The organism is Labilibaculum sp. DW002, assembly GCF_029029525.1.
In the GTDB taxonomy this organism is placed as follows: domain Bacteria; phylum Bacteroidota; class Bacteroidia; order Bacteroidales; family Marinifilaceae; genus Paralabilibaculum; species Paralabilibaculum antarcticum.
In genome coordinates this window covers 1,319,128-1,338,262 of the sequence record NZ_JAKJSC010000001.1, presented here as the reverse complement: position 1 = coordinate 1,338,262, position 19,135 = coordinate 1,319,128, and the positions used below count along the sequence as shown (strand labels likewise).

Here is a 19,135-nt window from a genome sequence, read left to right as displayed (position 1 = left end):
AATTTGTTTTATTTAATACCAGCCATTAATCCTTGTTCTAAACCTCTTAGTTCAGCTAATCCTTTCATTCTTCCATATAAAGAATATCCAGGGTTGGTTGTTTTTGGAAGGTCATCTAGCATTTTGTTACCATGATCGGGACGCATTGGAATTTGCCAATCGGCACGGCCAGCTTCTTTACGAGCTTTTTCTTCAATAAGTAATTCTCTCATAACAGCAGGAATGTCAATATCTCCTTCGAATAAGTAATCTTCGAAGAAGTTTCCTTCTGCATCTCTGCTAACATTTCTTAGGTGTACAAAATTGATTCGAGAAGCCAATTTTGCAGTCATTTCTGGAAGATCGTTAAAATGACCAGCTCCGAAAGAACCTGTACAAAGTGTAATTCCATTAGAAGGAGAATCAATCACTTTGGTCAACTCTAAAGCATCTTCAACAGTACTTACAACGCGAGGTAATCCAAGCAAAGCACGTGGTGGATCATCTGGATGAATGGCCATAAGAACACCAGCTTGTTCAGCCACAGGAATAATCTCAGATAAGAAATCGTGAAGATGTTTTTTTAATTTGCTAGCATCAATGTCGTTATAGGTATCCAATACTTTCTGGAAACTTTCTAATGTATATGATTCCTCGGCACCAGGAAGTCCGGCGATTACGGTTCTAGTAATTTTTTCGATTGCTTCGGCTGTCATGGTTTTGAATTTCGCCTCGGCTCTCTCCAAAATAGCATCCGAATAATCTTGTCTTGAATTTTCTCTTTTCAGGATAAAAACATCAAAAGCAGCAAAAATATCAATCTCGAATTTAAGTGAATTCGATCCATCTCCCGAATCAAACTCTAAATCGGTTCTCGACCAATCCAATACTGGCATAAAATTGTAGCAAATGGTTTTGATACCGCAAGCACCAAGGTTTTTAATACTTTCCTTGTAGTTTTTAATATACTGTTTGAAGTTCCATGTTCGTTTTTTGATATCCTCGTGAACAGGAACACTTTCCACAACCGACCAAGTGAGTCCGACAGCTTCAATTTCCGCTATTCTTTTCTTAATTTCTTCGATTGTCCAAACTTCTCCGTTTGGGATATGGTGAAGAGCACTTACAATACCAGTAGCACCCGTTTGTCTAATTTCCTGTAATGATATCGGATCGTTTGGCCCGTACCATCTCCATGTTTGTTCTAATGCCATCTTGTTTGTTTTTAGTTAAAGGACAAAACGGACAAGAGGTGATTGCATCTTGTTCCGTTTTGCCACTTAAACACACTAACTAACCTAAATTAATATAATTGAAACTATAAAGCCTTATTAGACACCACTGTATGCGCTAAACCCACCATCAACAGGTATCACAACTCCTGTTACAAAAGCTGACCAGTCCGATAGTAAGTAGAGTAGGGTACCTTGTAATTCTTGAGGAGTACCGTAACGCTCCATTGGTGTATTGTTGATGATTTTCACACCTCTAGCAGTTGGTTCACCAGTTTCTTCATCCGTTAACAAGAATCTGTTCTGATTCGTTAACAAGAAACCTGGTGCAATTGCATTTACACGAACACCCATTTTAGAGAAGTGAACAGATAACCACTGGGTGAAGTTATTCACAGCTGCTTTAGCTGCAGAATAAGCTGCAATACGGGTTAGTGGACGATACGAATTCATAGAAGAAACATTCACAATCGATCCTTCTTTCTTTTCGATCATATCCATTGAGAACACCATTGTAGGAAGAATGGTTCCCTTAAAGTTCAAATCAAAAACCTTATCAAAACCTTCCATCTTCATTCCGAAGAAAGTTTCGTCTAGATTTTCCATATCAGCATCAACCATTTGGTCAACACCAGATGTAGCTAGAGGAGAATTCCCTCCAGCTCCATTGATTAAATAATCAATGCTCCCCAGCTTACTATTGATTATTTTCTTGGCTTCTAATAATGAATCTTTATCTAGAACACTCGCAGGAACACCAATTGATGTTACTTTGAATTCTTTTTCAATTTCTTGAGCTAATTTTTCAACAGCTTCGGCGTTAATATCAACTAGTGCTGTTTTAACACCCATTGCAGCTAATGATTTTGCCATTTCAGAGCAAATTACGCCACCTGCACCTGTTACTACTGCTACTTTATTATTTAAATTAGTATCCATATCGTACTATTTTTTTATCTCGTTTATAATTGCAATTGCACTTGCAGTTGCTTCTTTAATAGCTTCGTAATTGAAAGAACCATCTGTATTCTTAATCATTAGCTGTGAGCCCATTCCAACACAGTGAACACCTGCATTGAACCATTGGCTTAAGTTCTCCTTTTCGGGCTTAACACCACCTGTTGGCATAATCGATGACCAAGGGAAAGGACCTTTAACGGCTTTCACAAAATCAGGACCTCCAACTTGTGCTCCAGGGAAAATCTTTACCACTTCGGCACCTAATTCCTCTGCGTAAGAAATCTCTGTTAGTGAACCACATCCTGGCGACCAAGCAACCTTTCTGCGGTTGCAAACTTTTGCCATTTCAGCATTTAAAACGGGCGAAACAATAAAGTTACTTCCCAACTGAATGTATAAAGACGTAGTTCCGGGATCAATAATCGAACCTGCACCTAAAATCATTTCAGGACATTCTTTTGCTGACCATTTGATGAGCGCTCCAAATACTTCGTGAGCAAAATCACCACGGTTTACAAATTCGAATAATCTTGCACCACCTTTGTAACAAGCCATAACAACTTGTTTGCAAACTTCTATATCTGAGTGAAAAAAACGGGAATCATTCCTGTTTCTTTCATTTTCAAAGCAACTTCTATTCTGGAAAATCTTGCCATTAGTTTTTCAATTATGAATTACGAGTTATGAATTATTAGTTGCCTTGCTTTCGTAACAAGAGCATTCTATTTTTCTAATTCCTCATTCATAATTCATTTATCGCGCTACACGTCCTGAAGCATCACCATCCATTAATTTAGCAACGTCCTCTACAGTAACTTGATTGTAATCGCCATAAATGGTGTGCTTTAAGCAAGATGCTGCAACGGCAAAATTTAAGGCTTTTTGATCTCTGCCAGGCCAGGTTAGTAGTCCATAAACCAATCCTCCCATAAATGAATCGCCACCACCAACACGGTCAACAATATCGGTAATTTGGTAAGTGTTGTTTGCTTTGAAAAGGGTTTCTCCGTCGTAAAGAACACCAGTCCACGAGTTGTGGTTTGCACTGATTGATCCACGCAAAGTGGTAATTACCTTTTTGCAACGAGGGAATTGCTTTACGATTTGCTGAGAAACAGAAAGGTAAGCATCAGCTTCTACATGTCCACCGGTAACATCAAGGCCTTCAGGACTAATTCCCAAAACTTTTGCAGCATCTTCTTCGTTACCTAAAATTACATCGCAACCAGCAACCAATTCTGGCATTACTTCTTCAGCTGTTTTACCATATTTCCATAGATTTTTTCTGTAATTCAAATCAGTAGAAACGGTAATACCTCTTTTGTTTGCTTCTTTAATAGCTTCCAAACAAACATCTGCTGCTCCTTGAGAAATAGCAGGAGTAATTCCTGTCCAGTGAAACCAAGTTGCTCCTGTGAACACTTTATCCCAGTCGATCATTCCGCTCTCAATTTCAGAAATAGCAGAATGAGCTCGATCGTAAACTACCTTAGAACCACGACTAACGGCTCCTGTTTCCAAAAAGTAAATACCCAAACGATCGCCACCCCAAGTTATGTTGTCAACCCCAACTCCATATTTTCTCAAATCCATCATGCAAGCTCGTCCAATGTCATTCCTAGGAAGACGGCTTACAAAATCGACATCAATACCATAATTTGCTAGCGATACGGCCACATTAGCCTCACCACCACCATAAGTAGCGTTAAAAGTGTCAACTTGAGAAAATCTGGCATAACCCGGAGTTGCAAGCCTCAACATGATTTCTCCGAAAGTAATTACTCTGCTCATTGTATAATATTGTTTGTATTTTATTAGAAATTGAAATATTTTTTTGCGTTGTAATAGCAAATGCCTTGTACTACTTCTTTTAGTAATTCTTCGTTGTAAGGAATCAATCCTTTTTCAACATCGTTACCGATTAAATTGCAAAGAATTCTGCGGAAATATTCATGGCGACTGTAACTTAAGAATGACCTTGAATCGGTTAACATACCTACGAAACGACTCAAAAGGCCCAAGTTTGAAAGGGTATTCATTTGTTTTTCCATCCCGTCTTTTTGATCCAAGAACCACCATCCAGCACCCCATTGAATTTTACCAGCAGTAATTCCATCTTGAAAATTACCAATCATGGTTGCATACACTTCGTTGTGTGCAGGGTTCAAATTGTAAAGAATGGTTTTGGTTAATTTTTCTTCTGTCGCCAAACGATTTAAGAATTTCGACATATCATTAGCAACCAATTTATCGGCGATAGAGTCGAAACCTGCATCAGCTCCTATCTTATCGAACATTCCAGTATTGTTGTTGCGAATTACACCAACATGGTATTGTTGAACCCAATTTTTTGAGTGATCTAAAACAGCAAATTCATATAACATTGCTGATTTAAATTTTAAAACTTCTTCTGCATTCAAATCAGCATTTTTGCGAATCTTTGCGAAGATCTCAGCAGCTTCTTCGTTTGTATACTCTGTTGCAAAAAATTGTTCCAAACCATGATCGGAAGCTTTACATCCCATTTCTGCGAAGAAATCATGACGTTTTTGCAAAGCAGACAATAAATCCGCAAAGCTATTAATTTCCATTTCTGCTGCAGTGGCTAACATGTTGATGTAGTTGTTGTATTCTGTAGCATTATCAACGGCCATTGCTTTATCTGGTCTCCAAGAAGGAACTACCTTCGTTTCGAAACCTGAATCTTTAATTATTTTATGGTATTCCAATGAATCGGCAGGATCATCTGTCGTTCCGATTACCTCAACATTGGCTTTGCGGATTAAGCTCTTGCATGAATATGCTGGAGTGTTTAATTTTTCATTGCACGCATCCCAAATTTCTTTAGCACTACTTGGACTTAAAATTTTATCAATGCCAAATGGCTTCTTTAATTCTAAATGAGTCCAATGATATAAAGGATTTCGAAGTGTATAAGGAACAGTCGCTGACCAATTTTCAAATTTCTCCCAGTCAGATGCATCTCCGGTGATTTTATTTTCAGTGATGCCATTCGCTCTAAGTGCTCTCCATTTGTAATGGTCACCATTCAACCAAATCTGAGTCATGTTCTCAAACTGCTTATCTTCAGCAATTTCTTGCGGTGAAATATGGCAGTGGTAATCTATAATAGGAAGATCGGCAGCAAATTCATGGTATAGCTTTTTTGCTGTATCGGTCTCAAGGATAAAATCTTTATCTAAAAACTTTTTCATGATTCTTATATTAGAGTCTTGTTTAATCGTTGTCGAGCACGGAACCTAGGCAAATAAAAATTTAAATCGATTGCTTATTGAAAATATTGTGCTTTGATTTAAATCATGCATTACGTTCGTGTTCGAACACGAAGATAGGTGGTATTTAGATTTTTTACAAGTTTAAAAATCAGGTTTAAATTGAAACCAAGGCCGAAATAGGAAATGTAAAAATAGCTATACTTCTTTAAATCAGCGAGAGAATAGCTATTTCTATTGAATTATATGTACTAAGTTGTTAAGGGGTAGAAAGGTGCTTATTTAGATAGGGTCTACGAGAATTTTATAAGGTAACCCCAGTTTTAAAGACGGCAACTTCTCAAAATCCAGTTTTTTTGTGTTTCAATTCTTTGCCATTTGTCGTTTCAATTGCCTAATTAAGAAAGGATTCGGCTAATGATTTCACATCTTCAGTTCGAGAATTGTTCCAGCATCAAAATCGATCTAGTGCGATTTTCTTTTTGCTAAATCACTATTGGTAGGGATTTTTATGGTGGGTACGAAACTTCCGAATGGGGTTTCTCTATCTGTTGTGAAAAGGACCATTTGACAACCATAGAATCCAAGTACAGAAGCTGAAACCAAGTCATTGCCAAGAGAAGAAAGAAGATTTAACCCGTTCTTTCAAATTACTTCACCGTACTTTAATACATCTACAATTTTTGCAGAACCTCCTTTTTGTGCGGAACCTAAAGACTTGTCTTCTAGTGTGCTTATTCCTCCATCCTTATTTCTAGGTGATGGATTTCCGTAAATTGGCTGATCGTGTTTAATGAAATATCCTTTGAAGTCATTAATCAAGGTAATTGTTTTGTCGAAAACATCTTTGCTTTCTGCTCTTTCCATTAAGATGTGTTCGGCACCAAACATTTCTGGTACTTCGGTAAGAATTGTACTGCCGCCGTTGGCAATTAACAAATCGGAGATTACACCAAGTAGGGGATTGGCAGTAATTCCGCTAAATCCATCAGATCCACCACATTTTAAGCCGATTTTTAAATCAGCAATTGGGCAATCTATGCGAACATCATTCTCCATTGCAGAATAAAGTTCCTCTAAAAGTTTTTCCAGAAGCTGGAATTTTGACTTTGTTTACTTTGGGATAATACTCATATCTCATTTAATCCTATAGATTTTCACATTATGAATATGAACATGTTCACCATATTGAATGTTGGCCAATGCATAATCAATCGGATTACCATATTTAACTACATTATTTTCTTTGGAGAGGTTTTGAATGGCAATTTTATGTACTGCTTAAATATCTTCTTATATTATACTATATAGTTGTTTACTTACCAATTCATTTCAGTCGGATATATGATTTAAACCCATATTCAATAAATTGGTAGGCACCAATACTGTTTCTGTTAGAGGTTTTGTATTTACTAGAATCAATTAATATCCATTACAAGTTTTGTGCATATGGATTTAAACTTCGGGTAAGCCAATCAATTTTTTTTAATTGATTGGCCATATTTTATTCTTTATAATAGAAAATAAAAAGGAATCGTTGTCGGGCACGGATGTAATTCGGTTTTTAGATCTTCTAAATGTTTTTAAGAAATTGCACTTTTTCTTTTAAATTTGCGGAGGATTAAAATAGTAGTCTTACTAAAGTTATTGTGTATATATAGGAGTGTAGCGCATGCGAAAATGGTGTTCAGCTTGTAGAATTTCGACTTGTATTTGATGTAGATTGATATGGAAATCATTATGGAAACTTTAAAAAAAGTGAAATAATGTTAAAAGTATTTCCTTCTGTACTATCAATTAAATAAGGGGTTTTGCGACGCTGATTAATCTATCCATGCTTTTGAAAGATCTGTCCATTTACCGAAATCGGTTTCGAAGTACATTCGTGTCATGATTTGTTTACTAAACCAAAAAATCTATGAAGAAATTTAAGTTCAAATTATTGATGCTAGCCTTATTAATAGGTTTATCGTCTAGCTCGTGGGCGCAAACGTTAGAGGTGTCTGGTGTGGTCGTGGATGACCAGAGTGTAACAATGCCTGGTGTATCTGTTATTATAAAAGGTACAACAACAGGTACAGTGACAGATATTGATGGAAAATTTGCAATCGCCGTTCCTAATGGAACAGGAACAATTGTATTTTCTTTTGTTGGGTTCGAAACACAGGAAATAACATTAGATGGAAAAAAAACTTCTTATCAAGTGCAATTAGCTACTTCATCCATTGGGTTGAATGAGGTTGTTGCAATTGGTTATGGAACGGTTAAGAAAAGTGATTTAACAGGTTCTGTTGCTTCAATTAGTGCTGAGAGTTTGACAGAAATGAGAAAGACAGACATTGGTCAGGCTGTTCAAGGTCGTATTTCAGGAGTTGATGTACGTAAGGTCAGTTCTAAGCCTGGTGCTCCGCTTTCAATTAAAATTCGTGGTAATACAGTAGTTACAAATACCAATGTTGGTAAAGATGGTGTTAGTGATGATTTATCTACTGATGCTTCTCGTCCTTTATACGTTGTTGATGGTATCTTTATGGATGATATTGATATGATCAATCCTGCAGATATTGACAAGATGGATATCTTAAAAGATGCATCTGCTACAGCAATTTATGGTTCTCGTGGTGCGAATGGTGTTGTTATCATTACTACGAAGTCTGGTATTGAAGGAAAAACGCAATTTACTTACGATGGATCTTTCGGTATTAATAGTGCTGTAAATGTTCCTGACATGTATAATGGTGATGAGTATGTTGCTTTTGTAGATGACTTTTTAAGAGCTAACGAATGGAAAAGATTAGTTGGTGAAGGGAATGGAACGGCTGCAGCTTACAATGCTTTAACAGTTGATCCGACTACAGAATTTCAGACTTCAAATGAAGAGGCTGATAACGTAGCAAACAGACGTTATACTGATTGGGCCGACAAATTTAGAAAAACTGGTATTCAAACGAGTCATACTGTTGGTATGTCTGGTGGTGAAAATGGTTTGGTTTACAATGCATCTATCGGTTATTTAAAAGACGAAGGTGTTATTGGTATTGAGCAATACGAAAGATACAATGCAACTGCTTCTATCTCTAAAAAAGTTACTGATAAAGTGACTGTTGGTATTAAAACTTATTTTGGATATTCAGAAAGAGAAGAAGGTAGTAAAGAATTATTCCGTAGTTCATTACGATTATCTCCTACCGTTAATCCTTACACTTCAGAGGGAGAAGTTATTTTGCTTCCAGATGATCAGGATCAACGTTTTATAAATCCTATTTATGATGCTAACGGATCATGGACTGTGAATACTCGCAAAACAGAAGTGATTGCCAATTTCTATGTAGATGTTAAGCCTACAGAATGGTTCAACTTTAGATCTTCATTCGCACCTAACTTGAGTTCATCTCGTTATGGAGAATATAGAGGATTATTGACGAAAGCAGCTCGTAACGATCAAAGTAGAACTCGTGCGTATTACAACACTACATTTGATAATACTTATTCTTGGGATAACATTGCTAATTTTGATTTTTCAATTAAAGAAGGTCATAACTTGAAAGCTACAGTTATTTCATCTTTATTCTATAACCAAATGGAAGGTAGTGGTATAGAGAATAGAAATTTTGATTCTGATTCTTATTCTTACTACAATATAAGTAATGGTACGGATAAAAGAAGTGCTACATCGTATTACAGTAAAGAAACGATAGCTTCATTTGCAGCTCGTTTGAATTACAACATGCACGAAAAATATCTGTTCACTTTCACAGGAAGATATGATGGTTCTTCTAAATTAGCTGAAGGGCACAAATGGGCGTTTTTTCCATCTGCAGCTTTTGCATGGAGACTAAGTGAAGAAGATTTTGTACAAGATGTGGAATGGTTGGATAACTTAAAAGTACGCTTAAGTTATGGTGAGTCTGGTAACGACAAAACAATTAGCGCATACAATTCAATGGGAAAATTGAGTGATTCTAATTATTTGTCAGGAAGCAATATTCTTAGTGGAAAGACAATTGCGAATATGTCCAATGATCAACTTGGTTGGGAAATTTCGAAAGAATACAATCTTGGATTTGACTTAGGTGTTTTCAGCAATAAAGTTAGATTAAGTGCTGAATATTATAACAAGAAAACCGAAGGAAGTATTCTTGGAAGAGAGCTGATGTATATCACCGGGTACGCAAGTGCTATCGGAAATTATGGATCGGTAAGAAATAGTGGTATTGAAATTGATTTGAATACTGTAAATATTAGAACAGACGATTTTACATGGGAAACCAGTCTGAATTTTGCGAAGAATGTAAATGAAATTGAAGAGATTGACGGAGGTGTTGATAACCTTCCTTATGGACGTCATGGAGTATTAAAAATTGGTGAAGCAACTGATGCTATGTATTCGTACGAAAAAGTGGGTATCTGGCAATTGAATGAAGTAGCAGAAGCCAACGTTTACAATGCAGTTCCAGGAATGTACAAGTATGTTGATCAAAACGATGATGGTGTAATCAATTCAGAAGATAAGGTAGTGATTGGATCACACTCGCCTGATTGGATTGGTGGTATGACGAATAGCTTTAAGTACAAGGATTTCGATATGTCGGTTATGGTTTATACTCGTCAAGGTGTAACAGGCCACTCTGAATTTTATCAAAACTTTGGTCCTTATACTAAAGAAGGTAAATTTAATCAAGTTGATTTGGATTATTGGACTCCGAACAATCAGGATGGAGAATATCCAATGCCTTTTGTTGGAGAACCAGGAGAATGGCATTTTGAAGATATGTCTTTTGTTAAAGTAGGAAACATAGGATTAGGATATAAGGTTCCAAGAACTTTCTTGAACAAATTTAATATCTCTAGCTGTAGATTGTCTCTTGACATTCAAAATCCATTTACGTTTACAGATTATAAAGGTCCAGATCCTGAAACAGGCTTACAGAACTCTTACGGAATGGCTTATTCTGTTAGAACAGTATTGTTTGGTTTGAAACTAAAATTGTAAGTGTAACCTTTAAATTTTTGAATGATGAAAATGTTTAGAAAAACGAAATATATAAGCTTGTTGGCAAGTGCCTTGATTGGCTTTACAGCTTGTAACAGCTACATAGAAGAAGATAATTATACAAATTTAACGAGTGAGTCTTATATTACGGAAGATAATGCCGATCAGTTAGTTGTAGGTGTGTATCAGTCTTTAAGAGATGTGTATAAGGATTATAGTCTTAATCTATATGGAACAGATCTTTTTACTCAACAAAATGAACTGTTTGCATACAATACCTTGAATGAATATTTTGATATTAATGATGGTAATGGTTCTGCAGCAAGTTACTGGAAAAGCAATTATGAGCTTGTTAGTAATGCAAATGTGGTAATAAGCCGTTATAATAATGATGTTTCATGGAGCGCAGCTAAGGAGGATGATAAAAATTATGGTCTTGCTCAGGCAAAATCTTTAAGAGCTTTAGCATTTTATAATTTAGTTCAACAATTTGGTGGAGTTGTATTAGAATTGGCCGAAACAAATAGTATTCGTGCTGATTATGCAAGATCTTCAGAGGAAGAATGTTATAGTTTAATCATCTCTGATTTGGAAGAGTCTATTCCGAACTTGATGGATTCACCAGAAACGGGAAGATTGTCAAAAAGAGCTGCTCAGCATTTATTAGCAGATGTATATTTGACTCGCGGTTATAAATCTTTTGCAGGAGCAGATGATTTTTCAACTGCTGCAAGTTTAGCAGAATTGGCAATCGGTTCTTACGATATCAGAAGCCAGTCTTATGCACAAGTATTTGACTTTGATAATCAGGAAAATGCAGAGGTGTTATTTGCTGTTCAATATGGTACTGGAACTGAGTATGCAGATAGAAATAATAACAAGCATTCAATATTGATGAATCAAGTTTTTAACTACCCTGGTGTAAGTAGAGCAAATCCTTATGGACAAACATCAATATCAATTATGCCTACTGAGTTCTTTTTCGGATTGTTAGCAGATAATGACACTCGTGATGCAGCAACATTACACCGTGCAATTATCGCCACCGAAGCAGTTACTTATGAAACGGAATTTGGTGTTAATGAAGTAAATGTAGGAGATACAGTAGTTTACTATCCAAAAACGGCTTTAAGTACTGCAGAACTAGCTACAAAATTGAATAGCTACTATGTATATCAGCCAGACGAATATTATTATGGTATTCCTGAAAATGTTGATGGGGCGATCTATCAGTACAGTACAAATCAAAACAGAACCAACTTTCCTATTTTCAAGAAGTTTGATGATCAAGGATTTGATGGAGCTGAAGGCGGATACCGCGATTGTTTTGTGTTTCGTGTAGCAGAATCTCATCTAATTGCAGCTGAGGCTTATTTAGAGGCTGGTAATGTAATTAAGGCATTGGAACATTTAAATATTGTTCGTGAACGTGCTACAGGAGTTGTTGATTCTTACTCATCAATTACTATTGATAATATTTTGGACGAGCGTGCAGTTGAATTAGCAGGTGAAGAAAATCGTTGGGCAGTATTAAAGCGTAGTGGTAAATTAGAGGAAAGAATTAATTTGTATAATCCTCATGTAATTGATCATGGTTCATTTGATGCAAATATTCATTTATTGCGTCCTATTCCGGAGCATGAATTGAATCTTTCTGATGGTTCATTAGAACAAAATTACGGATATTAATACATAGATTAGTTAGTGGAGCTTTAAACGGGCAGGCGATTGTTGCCTGCCCGTTTTTACTTTATAGCAGTATGGCTCATGAACTTTTCATTTTAGAACTGAGTGAGAGTCTCATTTAAAGTTGGGGAATAGTTGAAGCTAAAGACTATGAAAAATAAATCAATATATAAGATGTCGAGAATCATATTTGCTCTGGTAATCATTTTAGGAGTTGTTATTGGATTTGATGCTTCGGCCAAATCAAAAAAATATACAGTCACAGAATTTGGAGCTGTAAATGATGGGGAAAGCTTGAATACTTTGGCTATCCAAATGTTAATCGATAAGGCAAACAAAAAAGGTGGAGGAACAATCATATTTCCTGCTGGAGAGTACTTATCGGGAAGTTTACAGATGAAATCGAATGTGAATTTGTATCTGGAAAAGGATGCTATTTTGCTTGGGAGCACAAATCCATACGATTATCCGCAGATAGAAATGCCAGGAAGACCTGAATTAGTTGGTAGAGATGATAATTCTCAGATGGCCTTATTGGTCGCTCATAAGGCTAATGATTTTACGATTTCTGGAGAGGGTAAAATCGATGGACAAGGCAGAGCTTTGGCCTTAACAATTGATAGTTTGCATCATGCAGGAGAGTTAATTGATCCGAAGTACAGTACACGCAGAAATCGTCCGCACGAAACGGCTCGTCCTAAATTGTTTCGTTTTTCGCAATGTGAGAATGTTTTCATTACTGATTTACACCTATACAATGGAGCTTGTTGGGGACTTTCGTTCGAGCTTTGTAAAAACTTAAATCTTGATCATCTAAAAGTAGTGAACAGAGCTTACTGGAACAACGATGGGATGGACATTACAGATTGTACGAATGTGAAAATTAGCAATTGTGATGTAAATTCTGCAGACGATGGTATTTGTTTAAAATCATACTATCCTGGCTATTGTAATGATACGATTTTAATTGAAAATTGTGTGATTCGTTCAAGTGCAAGTGCCATAAAATTTGGAACTGCTTCTTATGGCGGATTTAAGAATGTTACCATTAAGAATATCAAAGTGTACGACACTTTTCGTTCGGCAATTGCCATTGAATCGGTTGATGGTGGAATAATTGAGAATATTGAGGTAGCTAATATCGTTGCAGAGAATACGGGCAATGCTATTTTCATCAGATTAGGTCATCGTGGAGGCGAAAAACCGGGTGTTGTTAAGAATATACATATCCATGATATTAAGGTTCAAGTACCTTTCGGTAAGCCTGATTTGAATTACGATATGCGCGGACCCGCTGTTAGCTTTTTTCACAATCCAATTCCATCGTCTATTTCAGGTATTCCAGGACATAATGTGGAAGATGTTGTGATCGAAAATGTTGAAATTACTTGTCCTGGTAGAGCTTCGAGAGGCATGGCTTATGTACCTCTTAGTCGTTTAAATATGGTTCCTGAGAGAATAAAAAGTTATCCTGAATTCACCATGTTTGGAGAATTACCAGCATGGGCATTATACGTTCGTCATGCAAATGGGATTACACTTAAAAATGTAAAGTTGATTTTGGAAAATGAAGATTATCGTCCTGCATTTGTTTTCGATCAGGTTGAAGGTATTAAGATGGATCAAGTTGAGCTTCCAAAGACAAAGCACAAGCAAGTTATTCTGAAAGATACAAAATCAGTAAAGCTAAGTTCTCCGCTAGAGGGGACGAAAAGGAAATTGTAAGAACAGTACCAACTAAAGATTATTTTTTTTGAATCAGAGTGTTATGAGAATCTATAAAGTGCTTTTTTTCGTTTTGTGTCTTTTTTTATTGACATCTGCGGGAAAGAAAACAGATAAACAAAAGATCTATCACAAAGGGTGGATTGATTTTAATAAAAATGGGGCAATGGATATTTTTGAAGATCCTAGCCAAGGAGAAGATGAACGTGTTGCTGATCTTCTATCGCAAATGACGATGGAGGAAAAAACATGTCAGATGGTAACTTTATATGGCTATTCTCGAATTTTAAAAGATGAATTACCTACAGCCGAGTGGAAAAATAGTGCTTGGAAAGATGGTATCGCAAATATTGATGAGCATCTAAATACTATTGCTTTCAGACCAAAAACAGAAAATCAGTATTCTTTTCCTTATCACAAACATGCCGAGGCAATTAATACCATTCAAAAATGGTTTATCGAAGAAACCCGCTTGGGAATACCTGCCGATTTTACCAATGAAGGAACGCACGGATTGTGCCACGACAGAGCAACTCCTTTGCCAGCACCGATAGGAATCGGAAGTACTTGGAATAAGGAATTGGTTCGTAAGGCCGGAGAAATAATTGGTCGTGAGGCCAAAGCATTGGGATACACCAATGTTTATGCACCTATACTTGATGTTGCAAGAGATCAGCGTTGGGGAAGAATATTGGAGTGTTTTAGTGAGGATCCATTTCTTATTGCAGAATTAGGAACTCAAATGACATTGGGGATTCAATCTCAAGGGGTAGCATCTACCTTAAAACATTATGCCGTGTACAGTATTCCCAAAGGTGGGCGTGAAGGAAATGCACGTACCGATCCGCACGTGGCTCCTCGCGAAATGCATCAACTTCATTTGTACCCATTCCGTAAAGTTATTGAAGAAGCTTCTCCTTTAGGTGTAATGAGTAGTTATAACGATTATGATGGTGTACCCATAACTGGTAGTCGTTATTTCTTAACTGAACTATTGCGAGAAAAATTTGGTTTTAAAGGCTATGTTGTATCCGATAGCGATGCGGTTAAATTTCTTACCACAAAACATCATGTTGCCGAGGATTACAAAGAAGCAGTTAGACAGGTGGTTGAAGCTGGTTTAAATGTTCGAACCAATTTTAAAACACCAGAATCTTATTTGGAACCCTTGCGTGAATTAATTCAGGAAGGCAGTATATCAATGAAAACAATCGATGCGCGCGTTGCAGATGTTTTATCCGTAAAGTTTAAAGTGGGTTTGTTCGATCAACCTTATGTTGAGAATCCAAATTCTTCTGATCAATTGGTTCATACTGCAAAGGATGAGACTTTTGCGAAGCAGATCACTAAAGAGTCTTTGGTCTTGCTAAAGAATGAAAACAATCTGCTTCCTCTTGATATTAAGAATCTTAAAAATGTACTTGTAACTGGTCCTTTGGCCGATGAAGTTCGTTATGCATATAGTAGATATGGCCCTGCGAATAATCCTGCAGTCTCTATTTATCAGGGAATTAAGAATTATGGCGGAGAAAAGTTGAATGTAGAGTATGCAAAAGGTTGTGATGTGATTGATGCAGATTGGCCTGGAAGTGAAATTATTCCAACACCGCTTACACAAGATGAGCAATCAGGAATTGAAGCTGCCGTGCAAAAAGCCAAAGAATCGGATATCATTATTGCCGTACTTGGAGAAGATGAAAAGAGGGTAGGAGAATCTCGTTCACGTACTTCTTTAGGATTACCTGGTAGACAATTTCAATTGATTCAAGCTTTATATGCCACTGGGAAACCTGTTGTATTGGTACTTGTGAACGGTCACCCACTTACCATTAACTGGGAGAATAAATTTGTGCCGGCAATTTTGGAAGCCTGGTTTCCAGGTCCATCAGTAGGAGATGTGATTGCAGAAACACTTTTTGGAGATTATAATCCTGGAGGAAAATTATCAGTAACCTTCCCAAAAACGGATGGGCAAATCCCCTTAAATTTTCCATGCAAACCAGGTTCTCAGGCTAGTCAGCCAGGAGAAGGACCAAATGGCTACGGAAATACTCGTGTTTTGGGTCCTTTATATCCTTTTGGTTATGGCTTAAGTTATACCACTTTCGAGTATAGCGATCTAAAAGTAAGCCCAAAGACTTCTCAAGTACAAGGAGATATTCAAGTCTCATTTGCAATTAAAAATAGTGGTGATCGTGAAGGCGATGAGGTTGTACAACTTTATTTGAAAGATGAAGTGAGCAGCGTAACGACATACGAGTTTCAACTTCGAGGATTCGAGCGTGTACATCTTCTGCCAGGTGAAACTAAAACGATAAATTTCACCTTGCACCCTGATGATTTAGCATTGTTAGATAAGGATATGAATTGGACAGTTGAGCCAGGTACTTTTAAGGTGATGATTGGCAGTTCGTCGGAAGAGATTCATTTGACGGAAGGATTTACTATTCTAAATCGCTAGAAGACTGCTTATTTAGAGCTGGATGATGTGATGATGGGACTAGCAGTAGAATGCATTTTAGAATTCATCCATACTTGTGGGAGAAAAGTCCATATTAAGAATTACGCAATATTCTAAATTTGAACTTGAGATAATCAGGAATGATTTCCAAGGTCAAATCTATAAAATGAAAATATAATGAGAATCTATAAGTTGTTTTTTTCTGTTTTGTGTCTTCTTTTTTTAACCTCTGCGGGAATAAAAAAAGACAAACAAAACATTTACAAAAAAGGTTGGATCGATTTTAACAAAAATGGGGTAAAAGATATTTTTGAAGATAGCGCCAATACAGTTGATGCTCGTGTGATGGATCTTCTTTCGCAGATGACCATGGAAGAGAAAACTTGTCAAATGGCAACTCTTTATGGTTTTTCAAGAGTATTAAAAGATGAATTGCCAAATGAAGGTTGGAAAAATCGTGTTTGGAAAGATGGTATTGCAAACATCGATGAGCATTTGAATACGATTGCAAATAGACCTTATACCTATACCGAGCATGCCTATCCTTATAGTAATCATGCTGAAGCGATAAATGTGATTCAAAAGTGGTTTATCGAAGAAACAAGAATGGGAATTCCTGTTGATTTTAGCAATGAAGGAGTTCATGGGTTGTGTCATAAAAAAGCGACACCACTTCCAGCTCCAATTGGTATCGGTTCTACTTGGAATAAAGAATTGGTTTATAAAGCGGGTCAAATTGTAGGTCGTGAGGCAAAAGCATTAGGATATACAAATGTTTATGCGCCAATACTTGATATTGCGCGTGATCCTCGTTGGGGTAGAGTAGTTGAGTGTTATGGTGAAGATCCATTTCACATTGGTGCTTTGGGAGCTGAAATGTCGAAAGGGATTCAGTCGCAAGGAGTTGCTTCGACTATTAAGCATTTTGCTGTTTATAGTATCCCGAAAGGAGCTAGAGATGGTGAGGCCAGAACCGATCCACATGTTGCACCAAGAGAGATGCATCAGCTTCACCTTTATCCTTTTAAAAAGGTGATTAAAGAGGCAAAACCGATGGGTGTGATGAGTAGTTACAATGACTATGATGGTGTGCCAATTACAGGAAGCCATTATTTCTTAACAGAATTATTAAGAGAACAATATGGTTTCAAAGGTTATGTCGTTTCAGACAGTGATGCGGTTGAATATTTGAATGAAAAGCACAATGTTGCTGGAGATTATAAAGAGGCAGTTCGTCAGGTAGTTGAAGCTGGTTTGAATGTTCGAACACGTTTCAGAACACCAGAATCCTTTATTGAACCTTTGCGCGAAATCATAAAAGAAGGCAAAGTATCAATGCAAACTATCGATTCACGAGTTGCTGATGTTTTATCTGTGAAATTTAGATTGGGATTGTTTGATCATCCATTTGTGGAAGATTGCGATTTAGCCAATAAAATTGTACATACTGATGAAGATGAAGCATTTTCTAGAAAGATTATCAAGGAATCGATGGTCTTGTTGAAAAATGAAAATGATTTGTTGCCACTCGATATTAAAAAGTATAAAAATGTATTAGTCGCTGGGCCAATGGCCGATGAGATTAACTATACATTTAGCCGATATGGTCCATCATTTAACGAATCAGTTTCCATTTACAAAGGGATTAAAAATTATGCTGCTGATCAGTTGAGTGTTAATTATGTGAAAGGATGTGACGTTATCGACAAGAGTTGGCCAGAGAGTGAATTGATGGAAGTAGCTTTATCGGCAGAAGAACAAGCTGGTATTGATGAAGCTGTTGAACAAGCCAAAAAATCGGACATTATTATTGCTGTAATGGGTGAGAATGAGAGTATGGTAGGAGAGAGTAAGACCAGAACAAATCTTGCTTTGCCAGGAAGACAATTGCAACTTGTTAAAGCTCTTTATGCAACAGGAAAGCCGGTGGTTTTGGTATTGGTGAACGGACGAGCACTTACAATTAATTGGGAAGATAAATACATTCCATCTATTCTGGAAGCTTGGTTTCCAGGAGCAGCTTCTGGCGATGTTGTTGCTAAAACTCTATTTGGTGATTACAATCCAGGTGGAAAATTATCAGTAACCTTTCCAAAATCGGTAGGGCAAATTCCTTTAAATTTCCCGTTCAAAGTAGCATCTCAGGCTGGACAGGTAGAAATTCCTGGGAATGGTTATGGTAAAACGAGAGTTTTGGGTGCACTTTATCCTTTTGGGTATGGTTTAAGTTATACTTCATTCGAGTATAGTGATTTAGAGGTAAGCCCAAATCAAGCATATTTTCAAGCAGATATCCATGTTTCTTTTAAAGTTAGCAATACAGGAAAAAGAGCAGGAGATGAGATCGTTCAACTCTATCTATCAGATGAGGTGAGCAGCGTTACTACTTACGAATCTCAACTAAGAGGATTCGAACGTGTACATTTATTACCAGGGGAAACTAAAATAATCAATTTCACGCTACATCCCGAGGATTTAGAATTGCTCGATAAGAATATGAATTGGTCTGTTGAGCCAGGAAAATTTAAAGTAAGGATTGGAAGTTCTTCAGAAGATATTCATTTGAATGATAGTTTTGAAATACTAGCTTATTAATACATCCAATTGTTCTTTATAAAGGAGAATTGAAAGGAAAAGTTGAGATACCGATATTGAATAGTAGTGATATTCAGTATCGGTATTTTAATTGCATTAGTTCAAGATCTATTTTCACATAATGACAAGTCATTATATTCTATTTATTATTTCTAAATAGCTACAATACAGGGGGGATTTGCTTTCATTATGAGGGAAGTATGATTTATCCATGCATGTGGTTTAAAAATCCATACATAAAGGGTTGTGATGTAATAATTTTGAGATAAAG

The 19,135-nt window shown here is 36.7% G+C and carries 10 protein-coding genes and 1 pseudogene; 5 read left to right on the top strand and 6 right to left on the bottom strand.

Features of this window, described 5'->3' with window-relative positions; genetic code table 11:
* Positions 1-8: 8 nt before the first annotated feature.
* The 6 genes and pseudogenes from uxuA to L3049_RS05145 all read right to left on the bottom strand — a co-directional run bounded on the left by uxuA (position 9) and on the right by L3049_RS05145 (position 6,463).
* Positions 9-1,193 (bottom strand): mannonate dehydratase, encoded by a 1,185-nt coding sequence (gene uxuA / locus L3049_RS05170; RefSeq protein WP_275108731.1) that lies wholly within the window; start codon positions 1,191-1,193, stop codon positions 9-11.
* 117 nt (positions 1,194-1,310) lie between these two features.
* Positions 1,311-2,150 carry an SDR family oxidoreductase gene (locus tag L3049_RS05165; RefSeq protein WP_275108730.1) on the bottom strand — a complete coding sequence of 280 codons (840 nt, stop codon included), beginning with the start codon at positions 2,148-2,150 and terminating at the stop codon, positions 1,311-1,313.
* 6 nt (positions 2,151-2,156) lie between these two features.
* A complete protein-coding gene (locus tag L3049_RS05160) occupies positions 2,157-2,726 on the bottom strand; it encodes a bifunctional 4-hydroxy-2-oxoglutarate aldolase/2-dehydro-3-deoxy-phosphogluconate aldolase (RefSeq protein WP_275108729.1) in 570 nt (189 codons plus the stop codon).
* A 198-nt stretch (positions 2,727-2,924) separates the two neighbouring features.
* A complete protein-coding gene (locus L3049_RS05155) occupies positions 2,925-3,962 on the bottom strand; it encodes a sugar kinase (RefSeq protein WP_275108728.1) in 1,038 nt (345 codons plus the stop codon).
* Positions 3,963-3,985: 23 nt separating this feature from the next.
* Positions 3,986-5,386, bottom strand: a complete 1,401-nt coding sequence (uxaC, locus tag L3049_RS05150) for a glucuronate isomerase (protein ID WP_275108727.1) — start codon at positions 5,384-5,386, stop codon at positions 3,986-3,988.
* 483 nt (positions 5,387-5,869) lie between these two features.
* Positions 5,870-6,463, bottom strand: a pseudogene (locus L3049_RS05145) (hypothetical protein).
* Positions 6,464-7,322: 859 nt separating this feature from the next.
* On the opposite strand from L3049_RS05145, the gene L3049_RS05140 reads away from it, so the two are divergent.
* From L3049_RS05140 to L3049_RS05120, 5 genes are all read left to right on the top strand, one after another.
* Complete coding sequence (locus L3049_RS05140; protein WP_275108726.1) at positions 7,323-10,397, top strand: SusC/RagA family TonB-linked outer membrane protein; 3,075 nt, start codon at positions 7,323-7,325, stop codon at positions 10,395-10,397.
* A 24-nt stretch (positions 10,398-10,421) separates the two neighbouring features.
* The gene (locus L3049_RS05135) at positions 10,422-12,086 is read left to right on the top strand and encodes a RagB/SusD family nutrient uptake outer membrane protein (RefSeq protein ID WP_275108725.1); all 1,665 of its coding nucleotides are present in this window, start codon (positions 10,422-10,424) and stop codon (positions 12,084-12,086) included.
* 147 nt (positions 12,087-12,233) lie between these two features.
* Entirely contained in the window at positions 12,234-13,808 is a 1,575-nt protein-coding gene (locus L3049_RS05130; RefSeq protein WP_275108724.1) for a glycoside hydrolase family 28 protein, read from the top strand.
* A 43-nt stretch (positions 13,809-13,851) separates the two neighbouring features.
* Entirely contained in the window at positions 13,852-16,269 is a 2,418-nt protein-coding gene (locus L3049_RS05125; RefSeq protein WP_275108723.1) for a glycoside hydrolase family 3 N-terminal domain-containing protein, read from the top strand.
* Between the two features lie 177 nt (positions 16,270-16,446).
* Positions 16,447-18,864 (top strand): glycoside hydrolase family 3 N-terminal domain-containing protein, encoded by a 2,418-nt coding sequence (locus tag L3049_RS05120; RefSeq protein WP_275108722.1) that lies wholly within the window; start codon positions 16,447-16,449, stop codon positions 18,862-18,864.
* Positions 18,865-19,135: the final 271 nt, after the last annotated feature.